Genomic DNA, 13253 nt, shown 5'->3' with positions numbered 1-13253 from the left:
TTTTGCAATGGAAATTGATGGGACCAGGGATGAAAGTTTAGTAAATCCGGAATTTGATATAAACGAAACAAAACTGCTTAACAGTTTCAGACAGAAGACCTGGGACGAAACGATTACCAAAGACAGCTGGATGGTCTTTAAGATCATGGCTGAATTTGTAGACGGCTACGAAAAACTGGCTAAGATAGGGCCTTGTGTTTCTATATTTGGTTCAGCACGTCTGCAGCCGGAGAATAAGTACTACAAAATGGCAGTAGAAATTGCCGAAAAAATAACAAAATTAGGCTTCGGAATTATTACCGGAGGTGGACCTGGTATTATGGAAGCCGGAAACAAAGGTGCTTTTAATGCAGAAGGGAAATCCATTGGTCTTAATATTGACCTCCCTTTTGAGCAGCACTTTAATCCTTATATCAATAAGTCCTACTCTATGAATTTTGATTACTTCTTCGTAAGAAAAGTAATGTTTGTAAAATATTCTCAGGGTTTTGTAGTAATGCCGGGAGGTTTCGGGACTTTGGATGAGCTGACAGAAGCAATGACCCTGATTCAGACCAACAAAATTGGCAAGTTTCCTATTGTATTGGTAGGAAGTGAATTTTGGGGTGGATTACTGGATTGGTTCAAAGCCACTCTGCTAAAAGAAGGAATGATTGCTGAAGATGATTTGGATCTTTATCGCGTGGTAGACACTGCTGATGAGGCAGTAGCGCATATTAAAGCTTTTTATGATAAGTATTCTGTGAATGTAAATTTCTAATTGGCATATTATTTGTGACTTATAACTAGCAAGTATGATTGTAAATCTATTAATTAAGATGAAAAAACTTTTATATATATCAGGAATTTTAACATTTTTTGTGTTAATGAGTTTTATGTATGCAGACTTTTTCTCTTCAATGACCAAAGTGGACTATATTGATGGAAGCAAGACGTTGAAGTTTACCACAAAAATGAATACAAGCCATATCTCTGATGCTATCAAAATCAACCCTAACACGGCAGGCTTTGAAGCAGAAGTTAAAAAATATGTGAACAATAATTTTGATGTATTTGTCAATGGTGCTCCCAAAACAATTACCTTCACAGGAAGCCAGGTCAGCGGAGAAACTGTATGGGTGTATTTTGAAACCGGTGGTGTTTCAGATATCAGCACCTTAAAAATTAAAAATACGATCCTTTTAAGTGCTTTTCCCAAGCAAATCAATCTGGTCAGCATTGGCTATAAAGGCAGCCAGAAAATGATGAACTTCCAAAGAGGAAAAGAAGTAAATGAGGTTTCTTTTTAAAAGAAAATTAGATTTAACCATTATAAATGGGTACCCTGAGAGCTTAGCTTTTAGGGTATTTTTTTTGCATAAAAGCCAACACTGGCTTAATAGACCAGTTTAAAAGGACCACCGTTTTATTTAAGTAAAAAAACTACTTGCTCTACTTATAGTATACACTCAGAAAAATTTATTCTTATCGTGAAAATGAAAGGTCTTCTTTCATTATAGAATTTACCTCTCAGCTTTTCCATTTGGTTTTAAATTAATTAGGTAAAAACCCGTAATGATACTTTTCAGCATTTACACTCTAATAATTTCATTTTCAGCAATGTACATTTGTATAGTAATTACAACCACAACCGTGAAGCTGAAATCACTACAATCACAGGGCGGAATCTGAAAAGCCAAATGAGTAAGAATATACCAAACTAAAAAACTAAATATCATAGACAACTCACAACTTAAAGCATCCAGCCAGGAAATAGATATCCTGATCGTAATTGACACAGATTATATAAGATCACATTATACTTCTCCAAGTACAGATCCCAATAATCCAACAGGAATTGATCACAATAGCCAGCATATGATTGCTTCAAATGCCAACGCTCTTTCTGGGCAGGGTTCTGCCGACCTAGACTTCAGTGCAAGAGCAGGAGATGTAGTTTCTTTCAGAGGAACTTCAATTTATCAGAATTCTGATGATGCTGTCATTATTTACAATATTAAATATTGGTCCGGAGAACAGGTTTTTAATAATTTTGTATATAATTCTGTGGAAAGAAAGGAGGCTGTTGTACCAGATGTGAAATCTCTAAACGGACTTCCTGCCACTAAAGCTGATATTACTTTCGCCAGTATTGATTCCAAAGTGAGAACTACAGGAAAAGAGAACTTCTATGTACAGTTTGCACTTTATATTTTAGATCCAAAAGATAGTAATAAGCAGATTTTATACGGCTACTTTTACTGGGATCCAACAATTACAGTTAATTAAAAGACGTAAATAATTAAACCACTTCATCAGCAGTGTTTTTTTGTTTTATTAATTTATTTTGAGCCTGACACAGATCTATTAGCCTCATATTCATAATGATATATAAAAATAAGCCGGCTTTATAGAGCCGGCTTATTTTTTTAAATTATCAGAGGTGAAATCCTGTATTACTCAATTTTGATATTATCAATCTGAATATCATAGTTTCCATTTGATCCTGTTTTTAAAGCAAACATAGTTTTTCCAGCGGTTACGTTAAGATCGGCAAGACCTGTAAGCGTAAGTTCTACTAATCTCCACTGTCCGTTTGTATTGATGGATCCAGTATATGAGTTAGCACTTTCTGAAATTAGTGTAGCACCTGTAGCAAATGTTCCTAAGTTGAATGAATAGAAAGTACCATTCGTTTTATATACGTTGAAAGAAAGTGATTTTCCTGTCGCTACACCTTTAATGTACATTGTAATTCTCTTTGGAACAGCAGGTATTCCGGTAGCAGCAACTGATGTAAATACATAGTCATTATTGGCAGGTGTACCTTTAATCTGAAGGGAGTTTGTACCGTTGTACCCCAGATTAATACCTTGAGATGCATAAGGCATAAGCCCAAAGCTATTTAAAGTAGATAGGAAAGATGGCCAGTTTTCAAAATCAGATCCTGCAAAAAGGTTAACGGCAGTAGCTGACGGAGCTTCTGGCTCTCCCGGGTTAAATCTTGCATTAGGGAAGTTCATATCACTAAGATTTCTGATATAAGCCTGCTCTGTAAACGTTGGAGTTGTTGGGTTACTTGGACTCGTATAACGGCTTAAAAGAAGAACGATATCACCACTTTTAGCATACGTAGGAGAAATCGGAGACTTCGCAAATGTTGCATAGTTACTGAAACGAAGATCTAGTCTACCCGCTTTTTTATCCGTAATATAACGGTCTCCTGTAGCACTTTCGTCACCAAAAGTTTTTCCCAGTTCTGCATCTTCGTACTGAACGTTTTTGATTTTTACAAGCTGGTTGATGTGTGCACCATTTTTAAGAGCATCTGCAATACTGTTAAACTCTAACGGCTTCATTACTGCTACTACAGGCTTCTGTCCATCACAAACTCTTGCCATGTAATTTGACACTTTGTTTGGATTGATTCTTCCTACAGAGTAACTAGGGTCATAAGAACCTACTTTGATATTTCCATTAGAAGCCTGAACGATAAGTCCTTTAAGGTTAATTCTAACCAGAGCTCCCGTTGGGAAGTCAAGATACTGGTTTCCACCGTCAATATCAATTTCAATACCTTGGGTAGGATTTTCAGGCTTATCCTGAAGGAACATCATTTTGTAAATGTTTCCTGATTCATCACTTGAAGAAACATAAGCTTCAACGATGAAATCATCTTTAATGATATCAGCTTCAGCTGGTTTTGGCTTAGCAATAGTTGCAAGTTCTGATAACTGGTGATTAGCTGCTGCAAACTTGTTTGTACATTGGATTGCCGGCACTTCATAATCATCGGATTTTACACAAGACGATAATGTCAGCATGGAAATGGCACTAAAAAAGGCCGCTTTAAAATATATATTTTTCATTGTTTTCAATTTTTAAATTTATTTTTTTAGAATCTGAACTGAAGGTTGACAAAATAAGATCTACCCTGATTATACCAATATTTAGGAGCGAATACCATGTTTCCGCTGTCGTAGTCATTAGCATAGTCTTTATAGTTAACGTTTCTTGTCTGCTCGAATCCTCCTGTAATGTAATTTCTATTGTTAAGAATGTTGTTTACAGAAGCAGACACCAATACGTAATACTTACCGATCATCCAGGATTTCCCTGCATTCACATTGAAGAAAAATGCTGAAGGCAGCTTAGTAGGAGTCAGCACTCTTGCTAATTCTTCCTCAGTTACATTATCATAAGGAACTCCAGGGGTGTTAGGATTCGTATAGAATCTTGCTGTTCTGGTTACCGGAGACGGATCTAAGAAAGAGTGCCCGAAGTAGTTCCAGGTTGCACCCACCCACCAGTATTTAGGGCTGCTATATCTAAGACCTAAAGTATACGCCTCCTGAGGAGTTCCTCCTTGTCTGTAATTTTTAAGAGTAGCCTCACCCATGTTGGTGTAAGATCTTGATACAATATTCCCGTTTCCATCCAGTTCTCTGAACGTTCCAACAGCGTCAGAAGCGAAATAAACCGTAGGATTATTAGTATAAGTATACTGTCCTACGCTTAACAATCCACTAGCCGTTAAAGTAGGGGTAACTTTCACCTGAGCTCCAAGTTCAATCCCCATATTTCTTTTGTTTGCTCCTGCAAGTACCTGCGTGATGAAAGCACCATCCTGAATAGGAGTCTGATCTCCGCTTTCAGTGAGTGTCGTCAACTTAACGCCTTGTGCAAAATATCTCTGTACACTTGTTTCATTCTGAGTATTAACAAGGTAACCTGTTAATCTAACTTTAAGAATCGGAGTAGAAATTACATAACTCAGATCATTAGCATCGATCACAACGTTTTTGATACCCGGAGTAGTAACACCACTTACTCTTGTATTGAAATAAATATCATTTAAGAACGGAGACTGTGAAAAGTATGCTCCATTATAAACCAAGAAGTTCCTACCATTGATTTTATAAGTAACCTGCCCTTTGATACCTGCATTCCAGAAGTTTTTGTCTTCTCCTTTTCCATAAGATGAAGGATATAGGTAATGTTGGAACTGCCCTTCTCTGCTGTTATTGGTATATCCGAATAATCCGGAAACAAAGACATCAAATTTCCCTGTTGCAAATTTAAATGCCGGGTTTATTTTAACTTCCTGTCTTCTGAAAATATAGCTATATCCAATTCTGTCACCTTCTCTCTTTGCAACAGAACCAACGTCTTCTTTCGTATTGTACTGCCCCCAAACATTTCCGGCAGTTGTGTTGGATGCAAACGGGTCCATATTCAGAGCAAAATCGGCCCCTAATAAATCGTTTACCTCTCTGTACTGCTCAGATCTGTAATTCTGATAAGATACGTTTAAAATAAAACGTGAAGTATCACTGAAGTTATAAGTATAGTGAGTAGATGCATTCCATACTTTATCATCTTTTACATCATCCACAAGATAGTAGGCAGCTCTTCTTCCGCCAAACACAGAACTGTATTCCACATTTCTGTTGGCATTATAAAGATTATCCCAGTTGATCTGTGTATATTTTTCGTCATTATTAGTCCATTTGTCTCTCCAGAAGCCGATATTTTCTGCCTGTGATGGAGCCGGATTATTATAATTCAACCAATAACTTGGCAAATTACGGTAATAGGTAGGTGATGGGTTATTGGCTCTGTACCAATCTAATCTTGAACTATATTCTTTTCCAAACTGGTAAGAAACTGAAGTCCATAACTGGGAATTTTTATTGATTTTCCAGAAATCCTGCAGCTGAAGCATGGGCTGGAAACCTCTTCTTACCCTTTCATTTCTTTTCTCTCCATCTTGCCATCCCCAATAGGAGTTGTAATGAACTCCTCTGAAATCATATACTTCCTGAGTATTTGGACTGGAAGAACTTCTCGCATATTTAGAACCAATAGCATTAAACGTCATGGTATGGCTGTCGCTGAATTTTTTCTCAACACCGATATAGCCACTGTATGCATCATAAGAAGTTCCATCCTGAATACCTTCCTGGGCCCATCTTCTTGCAATCATCCCAGTAAATGCCCATCCGTTTTTGTTCATCCCGGAAGAGAATCTGTAAGACAATCTGTTATTATAATTTCTGTTTGTCAGAGAGTAAGTCAGCTGACTTCCTTTTCTGTACTCACTTGCTTTAGTATTTTTATAAAACACACCTGTAGTTCCCCCAAAAGCATATTCAGAGGGAGCATGATTAGCAGAAATTTCCGGATAACGGGTAATTTCATTTAATCCACCCCATGTGCTGAAATCAACGTCTCCGTTGTCTGCAGCGGCCATAGAGACTCCATTAATCATATTTTCTCCGGTTCTGCTGTCAATTCCTCTTGGACGGAACCAGTACTGTCCAAGGTCAAAGCTTGCAATTCTGTTGAATATATCCTGAGAAGATTGAAGCAGCCCTACTGTTGCAGTTTGCTGTCCTCCATTATCACTCTCACCAGAGTCTTCTACAATAGCTAAGCCCTGATCTGCATTAGTTAATGCCGAATAAAGAGTAATTACTCCAAGATCTTTCTTTTTCTCATTAGTAATTACATCAAATTCTAAAATTTTAGTTTCAAAATTTGATTTTGTAACCATAATCTGATAATGTCCGGGCATCAAATCAGCAAATTGGAAGTATCCGATTTTGTCCGCCTTTACATCATTTCCTGCTCCTTTTAAATCCACGCTTGCCTGTTCAACAGGTTTCCCATCCGCATCCTTAAGATACGCAAACACTGTCGTCTGCGCAAAATAATAGGACGCAGGCAGCAAAGTGAATAAAGAGATTAATGATAGTTTTTTAATCATGAGTATATTTATTTTTAAATACTTTTCTTGTTAATTGTCAACAGTTTAAAAGTTGGGGGCACAAATTTAGTCAAAATTTACAATTCACAACTTTTTTAACATTATTTTTTCTTAACATTGCAAAATTTTAAGAATCATTATATAAAAAATGTTCAGATTATTGCAGATAAATTTACAAATATTTAAAATGCAGTGAATTAAAAAAAAGTAAATTTGCAAATTAAATAATATTAATAATAACTCTAAGAGATGAAGAGATTTTCGAGTCTGTTTGCCATCGTTTTTTCGATCATGGCATTCTCACAACAACAAGGAAAACTGAGAAAAGTAGCTACAGTTGGTTTTTTAAATGTAGAAAACCTGTGGGATACTATTCGTTCAGCAGATTATATTGACGGAACTAAAGATATCAAAAATCCAGCTTTCCACAGAAGTATTCCATTTGATTCTATCAAATTTCTGGATGCTGAAAAATACGACGGACCATGGAGCGATGGTGCTTTAATAGGGAAAAAAGTAGTTAGAGAACAAGGTGGTTCTGAAGAGTTTACTCCTAAAAGCCCAAAAAACTACGGATCAAAAATTTACAAAGCAAAATTGGCTAACGAAGCTAAAGTGATTTCTGAGATGGGAGCACAATATACCAAAACTGCTCCTGCAATTGTAGGTTTGATAGAGGTGGAAAACAGACAGGTTATTCAGGACCTGATCAACGAACCTGCTCTAAAGAAATATGATTACGGAATCATTCATTACAACTCTTATGACTACAGAGGAATTGATGTTGCCCTGATCTACCAGAAAAGAAGATTCACCCCTACCAATTCATTAAAGAAAGAACTAAAAATCTTTGGTGACAACGGAAGAAGAGAATATACAAGAGATATCCTTGTTGTAACAGGTTTTTTAGATAATGAGAAAGTTGCTTTTTTCATGAATCACTGGCCTTCAAGAAGAGGTGGTGAAGCAATCTCTTTACCAAAAAGAAATGCTGCGGCACTTTTACTTAAACAGCAGATGGACAGCGTAAGAGCAGCCGATCCAACTACAAAATTATTTGCTATGGGTGACTTCAATGATGATCCTATAAGCCCAAGTTTAAAAAATCATCTGAAAGCTCAGGCAAATCCTAAAGATTTAAGTGAAGAAACTCCTTATCTTAACTTAATGTATCCTTTATACAAAAAAGGAGTAGCTTCTTTAGCATACCAGGATGCTCCTAACTTGTTTGACCAGATCATTGTTTCTAAAAACTTAATGTCTGATCAGGTAACAAAAGAGTATTCAGTTTATAAGGCAGAAATTTTTGCTCCTGCTTATTTAGTCAATAAAGAAGGAAATTACAAAGGATACCCTTTCAGATCCTGGAACGGAGATCAGTTTACAGGCGGATACAGTGACCACTTCCCGGCATTTGTAGTTCTGCAGAAAGAACCATAAAAATTTAGGCACTCTTATTGGAGTGCTTTTTTTATGTAAATACATTGATCATGAAAAATATTTTTTTAATCGTATTGTTTGCACTGATCCCCTTAAGTTATTTTTCTCAGGATACTTCCCAGAAAAAAGATCAGGAACAGAACGAAATGAAACCTTCTAAAAACGAAGACGGGGAATGGGATCTTACAGTAATAGATACTCAGTTTGATTATTTCCTGAGCGCAGTTGCAAAACCCATCAGTCAATATTCTGAGTCTTATCTGAAGACAAAAAATGCATTTCTGGTGAACGAATGGAACAGCTATTACCATTCAGGAAGATATAGAAATATTATAGAATCAGGAATTGATTATGACCCCAGGGAAAATTACGGGATCAAATTTGAATACAAACTTTATCAGGTCTTCGCTTATGTAAACTGGAAATATGGTTTGAAAATGGCCGGACTTTCAGGAAGTGACAGCGTAAGATAGCCAATAACTTTAATCAATAAAAAAAGGCTCAGAATAAATCTGAACCTTTTCATTTTATAATAGCTGAAAATTATTTGTTGAATAATTCCTCTACTTTATCCCAGTTTACTACATCGAAGAATGCAGAAACATAGTCAGGTCTTCTGTTTTGGTAATTTAAATAGTAAGCGTGCTCCCAAACGTCTAATCCTAAAACCGGAGTACCTTTAACGTCTGCAACAGGCATTAATGGGTTATCCTGGTTTGGAGTAGAAGAAACAGATACAGAACCGTCCGCATTTTTTACCAACCAAGCCCATCCTGAACCGAATCTTGTTTTAGCAGCCTCAGAAAAATCAGTTTTGAATTTTTCAAGACCACCATAATTTTCGATAGCAGCTTTTACATTTCCTACAGGTTCTTTGCTACCTCCTGGAGTTAAAATATCCCAGAATAAAGAGTGATTGAAGTGACCTCCTCCGTTATTTCTCACTGCTGGCTTATCTGTTCCTGTCTGGCAGATCTCTTCGATCGTTTTCCCAGCAAGCTCAGTTCCTTCGATTGCTTTATTTAAATTGTCAATATACGCTTGGTGATGCTTTGTATAATGGATTTCCATAGTTTTAGCATCGATAGTAGGCTCTAATGCATCATATGCATATCCTAGTTTTGGTAATTCAAATGACATAATCTTTATTTTTAATGTTATACTTCAAAATTAGCCAATATTTAAGGGATTATCAAAGATTGTGGATTACTTTAATAAATCTTTAACATTGATATATTGATTTAGAATGAATTAAATTTTTTAAAATATTCGTATTTAATCTTCATTTAATCTCTGAAAAACTAAAAAGCACGGATCATACAGTATGATCCGTGCTTTTTAGTTAACAATAATTAAATTTATTTATTCATAGACATCAGGAATTCTTCATTATTAAGAGTTCCTTTGATATTCTTATTTACAAATTCCATAGCTTCAACAGGATTCATTTCAGAAAGGTATTTTCTAAAAATCCACATTCTCTGAGAAGTAACTTCATCCAGAAGGAGATCATCTCTACGTGTGCTGGAAGAAATCAGGTCAATAGCAGGATAAATTCTTCTGTTAGCAATTTTTCTGTCTAGCTGAAGTTCCATGTTACCTGTACCTTTGAATTCTTCAAAGATTACTTCATCCATTTTAGATCCGGTATCAATCAATGCAGTTGCAATGATCGTTAAAGATCCTCCACCTTCGATCTTTCTTGCTGCCCCGAAGAATCTTTTCGGCTTGTGAAGTGCATTGGCATCTACTCCACCGGAAAGAACTTTACCTGATGCAGGAGTCACTGTATTGTACGCTCTTGCCAATCTCGTAATAGAGTCTAATAAAATAACGACATCATGACCACATTCTACCATTCTCTGTGCTTTTGCAAGAACAAGGTTGGCAACTTTAACGTGTTTTTCTGCTGCTTCATCAAATGTAGAGGCAATAACCTCTGCATTCACACTTCTTTCCATATCAGTAACCTCTTCCGGACGTTCATCAATCAAAAGAACCATCATATATACTTCCGGGTGGTTGGCCGCAATAGAATTAGCGATGTCTTTAAGCAACATTGTTTTACCTGTTTTAGGCTGGGCAACAATCATTGCTCTTTGTCCTTTACCAATAGGTGCAAATAAATCCACAATTCTTGTAGAGATCGTAGATCCGTTTCCTGTCAAATTAAATTTTTCTTCAGGAAAAAGGGGGGTAAGATACTCAAAAGCAACACGGTCCTTGATGAATGCAAGGTCACGTCCGTTCACTTCTGTAGGTTTTAATAATGAAAAATATTTCTCACCTTCTTTTGGAAGTCTCACAATTCCTTTAACTGTATCTCCGGTTTTCAGACCATAATTTCTGATCTGCGCTGTAGACACATACACGTCATCAGGAGAAGAAATATAGCTAAAATCTGAAGAACGTAAAAATCCGTAGTTGTCCGGTAAGATTTCCAAAACACCTTCAATGCTAACCATTCCGTCGAAATTGAATTCTCTTTTATGGTCCTGGTGCTCCTCTACCTTTTCAGAATGCCTGTTTTGATTCTGGTTCTGATTTTGGTTTTGGTGCTGGTTTTGATGCGGATGCTGATTTTTATGTTGGTTTCCACTGTTCTGTGGATGGTTGTTCCCTTTTTGAGGCCTGTTAGCCTGTTGTTGCGCTTGTGGTTGCTGAGGGGGATTATTAGGCTTTTCTTCGGTCTGAGCAGACTCTTGGGGTTCTGTGTTTTTTGGAGCTTCTGTTCTTTCCTGGGCTACTTCTGTATTAGCTGTGTTGGTAGGAACTCTTTTTCTTTTCTTTTTTGCCTGAGCTGCAGCTGATGTTTCTTCTGCCACTACCACTGCTTCGGCTTTTTGCTCCTCGGGTTTAATTTCTTCAGAAACCGGTATCTTCTCTTCTGCTTTTTCCTCTTCTATAGGTTCTTCTGGAGCTTTTGTATTTGGTTTTGGCTTGGCTGCTGTTTTCTTGGGGGCAGCTTTTCTTGCCGGGGCTTTAGCAGGTTTTTCTGCTGGGGCCTCTTCAGTGGTTATACTGGTGGTTTCTGTGGCGTTGAAATAATCTTTTGCAACTTTAGGGTTAGAAGCCTGAAAGTCAAGAATAGCAAAGATTTTGTCATTTTCATTGCTGGTTCTTGCAACTTTAACGCCCAAATCTTTTAAGATTTTAGTCAGTTCCGTTACGGATTTTGACCTTAACGTTTCTATGTTAAACATATTTATGTAAAAATGTAATTAATTGTGAGTAAGAAAAGTAAGTCCGGTGACTTTGGTTTTCAAGTACATTGTATAATGCAAATCTACACTTATTTTTGAATTGTGCAAAATTTATGTTATTTTTGCCAGGAATTTAATATTCGATGCTACAGAGAATACAAAGTATATGGACCTTATTAGCAGTTTTAGCTGCTGTTTTCCTTTTTATAACGGGACAGGATGTTGTCATTTCCGACAGTATTCCTCTCCTTAATATTGCTTGCATAGTGCTTGTTATCACTGGCGCATTAAGTATTTTTAGTTTTAAAAACAGAAAAAGACAAATTTTGCTGAATACCATCAGCATCATTATAAACGCTTTGTTGATTGGTGTATTGGCGTACTGGTTACTAAACTTATCCGGAGGAATTCAATTTCCTGAGAAGGGTATTGAGCCGATTTTCCCATTGATCGCGATAATATGTCTGCTTATTGCAAACATATACATCCGTAAAGATGAGAGGCTCGTAAAATCTGTAGACAGACTTCGATAACCTTACAACGATTTTTTGAGTAAGAACAGCTTCTTTTTAGGAGCTGTTTTTTATTTTTATATGATCTCTGATTATCCATTTTTGCCGGCATAATCTCCACAGGTTAATTAATTTATGTAATTTCATGCAACTTTTAAACAAAAAGTACGACAGATCGTTCAACTCTTAATTAAAGACAATGAAAAAGCTCACTTACCTTACTTTATCTCTCTTCTCTATAGTATCCTCTGCACAGGAGGTTTCACAGGAAAGGGTAAAAACCATTCTTTCAACTCTGGCATCAGACGAAATGAAAGGCCGTGAAATAGGAACTCAGGAAAATGAAAACGCAGCTAACTATATTGCCAAGCTTTTTAAAGAAAACAAACTGGAATACTGTACGGGAAATTCTTACCTGATTCCCTTTGACTATAATGGAAAAACAGTTTACAATGTCTGTGGCGTAAAAAAAGGAAAAACGGACAAATATCTTGGCTTTTCCGGGCATTTTGATCATATCGGAACCAGCAATAAAACGGGTGATAATATTTATAACGGAGCAGATGACGATGCCAGCGGAATTACAACTTTAGTAGGAATTGCTGATTATTTTAAGAATAAAAAACCTGAATTCTCAATGGTTTTCATGGCATTCAATGGAGAAGAAAAAGGAATGCTGGGATCAAAAGCGATTTCAACAGATACCAATCTGGATCCTATCTATAACAAAATGACTGCTCTTTTCAATTTTGAAATGGTAGCTACAGAATCTCAATGGGGAAAAAACGCTTTGTATATGACAGGAGACGGATTTTCAGATTTGGATGAACTCTTTAACACGTATGCTGTAAACGGATTAAAAATAAACGCTGATCCCTATGCAAAGCAGCAGCTATTTTACCGTTCAGACAATGTAAGTTTTGTAAAAAAGAAAATTATTGCTCATTCATTTTCAACAGTTGACATGACAAAGGCTACTCATTATCACCATGAAAATGATGACATCAACATTGTGGACTTCAATAATATGACTCAGATCATCAATAATTTCGGGCAAACTTTGGATAAACTGAATCCCAAAAATTTCACTCCTAAATATAATGATCAGGTAAAATTTTAATTCATGATTATAGTAGTAAAACCGTCTCAATGGCGGTTTTTCATGCATTTATTATCGCTTAATGAGCCATCCCTTCAGTTATTGATAACAGGCTTATAGATTCCTTTCTGTTTTTATGATCAAAAAAGAATATAGAATTAAAAGAGAGGCATTTGTAACAAAAAAATATGTTTTGAAACATATCAATTAAAGTAAAACAGGATTAAGAACGTCTTATCTTTTAATTTTAC

At 36.3% G+C, this 13253-nt stretch carries 11 protein-coding genes; 7 read left to right on the top strand and 4 right to left on the bottom strand.

The window, feature by feature from the left end:
* Window positions 1-7: 7 nt before the first annotated feature.
* From LF887_RS00975 to LF887_RS00965, 3 genes are all read left to right on the top strand, one after another.
* Entirely contained in the window at window positions 8-760 is a 753-nt protein-coding gene (locus LF887_RS00975; protein ID WP_236856972.1) for a TIGR00730 family Rossman fold protein, read from the top strand.
* Between the two features lie 58 nt (window positions 761-818).
* Window positions 819-1289, top strand: coding sequence for a DUF6702 family protein (locus LF887_RS00970; protein ID WP_236856971.1), 471 nt, complete (start codon window positions 819-821; stop codon window positions 1287-1289).
* A 400-nt stretch (window positions 1290-1689) separates the two neighbouring features.
* Window positions 1690-2268 (top strand): inclusion body family protein, encoded by a 579-nt coding sequence (locus LF887_RS00965; protein WP_317207820.1) that lies wholly within the window; start codon window positions 1690-1692, stop codon window positions 2266-2268.
* Window positions 2269-2435: 167 nt separating this feature from the next.
* On the opposite strand, the gene LF887_RS00960 is transcribed toward LF887_RS00965, so the two are convergent.
* The gene (locus LF887_RS00960; RefSeq protein WP_236856970.1) at window positions 2436-3848 is read right to left on the bottom strand and encodes a DUF5689 domain-containing protein; all 1413 of its coding nucleotides are present in this window, start codon (window positions 3846-3848) and stop codon (window positions 2436-2438) included.
* Window positions 3849-3874: 26 nt separating this feature from the next.
* The gene (locus LF887_RS00955) at window positions 3875-6748 is read right to left on the bottom strand and encodes a carboxypeptidase-like regulatory domain-containing protein (RefSeq protein WP_236856969.1); all 2874 of its coding nucleotides are present in this window, start codon (window positions 6746-6748) and stop codon (window positions 3875-3877) included.
* Between the two features lie 249 nt (window positions 6749-6997).
* On the opposite strand from LF887_RS00955, the gene LF887_RS00950 reads away from it, so the two are divergent.
* Both LF887_RS00950 and LF887_RS00945 read left to right on the top strand, forming a co-directional pair.
* Window positions 6998-8188: an endonuclease gene (locus LF887_RS00950; protein ID WP_236856968.1), complete on the top strand. Its 1191-nt coding sequence runs from the start codon at window positions 6998-7000 to the stop codon at window positions 8186-8188.
* 50 nt (window positions 8189-8238) lie between these two features.
* Window positions 8239-8661 carry a DUF6146 family protein gene (locus LF887_RS00945; protein ID WP_236856967.1) on the top strand — a complete coding sequence of 141 codons (423 nt, stop codon included), beginning with the start codon at window positions 8239-8241 and terminating at the stop codon, window positions 8659-8661.
* 70 nt (window positions 8662-8731) lie between these two features.
* Here the strand turns inward: LF887_RS00945 and LF887_RS00940 are convergent, their stop codons facing one another.
* Window positions 8732-9328 (bottom strand): superoxide dismutase, encoded by a 597-nt coding sequence (locus tag LF887_RS00940; RefSeq protein ID WP_236856966.1) that lies wholly within the window; start codon window positions 9326-9328, stop codon window positions 8732-8734.
* 218 nt (window positions 9329-9546) lie between these two features.
* On the bottom strand, window positions 9547-11391 hold the full coding sequence (gene rho / locus LF887_RS00935) for a transcription termination factor Rho (protein ID WP_236856965.1): 1845 nt from the start codon (window positions 11389-11391) through the stop codon (window positions 9547-9549).
* Between the two features lie 143 nt (window positions 11392-11534).
* On the opposite strand from rho, the gene LF887_RS00930 reads away from it, so the two are divergent.
* Window positions 11535-11924, top strand: coding sequence for a DUF4293 family protein (locus LF887_RS00930; protein WP_236856964.1), 390 nt, complete (start codon window positions 11535-11537; stop codon window positions 11922-11924).
* 178 nt (window positions 11925-12102) lie between these two features.
* Entirely contained in the window at window positions 12103-13023 is a 921-nt protein-coding gene (locus LF887_RS00925) for a M28 family peptidase (protein WP_236856963.1), read from the top strand.
* Window positions 13024-13253: the final 230 nt, after the last annotated feature.

Source organism: Chryseobacterium sp. MEBOG06 (assembly GCF_021869765.1).
GTDB lineage: Bacteria > Bacteroidota > Bacteroidia > Flavobacteriales > Weeksellaceae > Chryseobacterium.
Note: the sequence above shows the minus strand (reverse complement) of the source record. Positions and strands in the feature narration are given on the sequence as shown.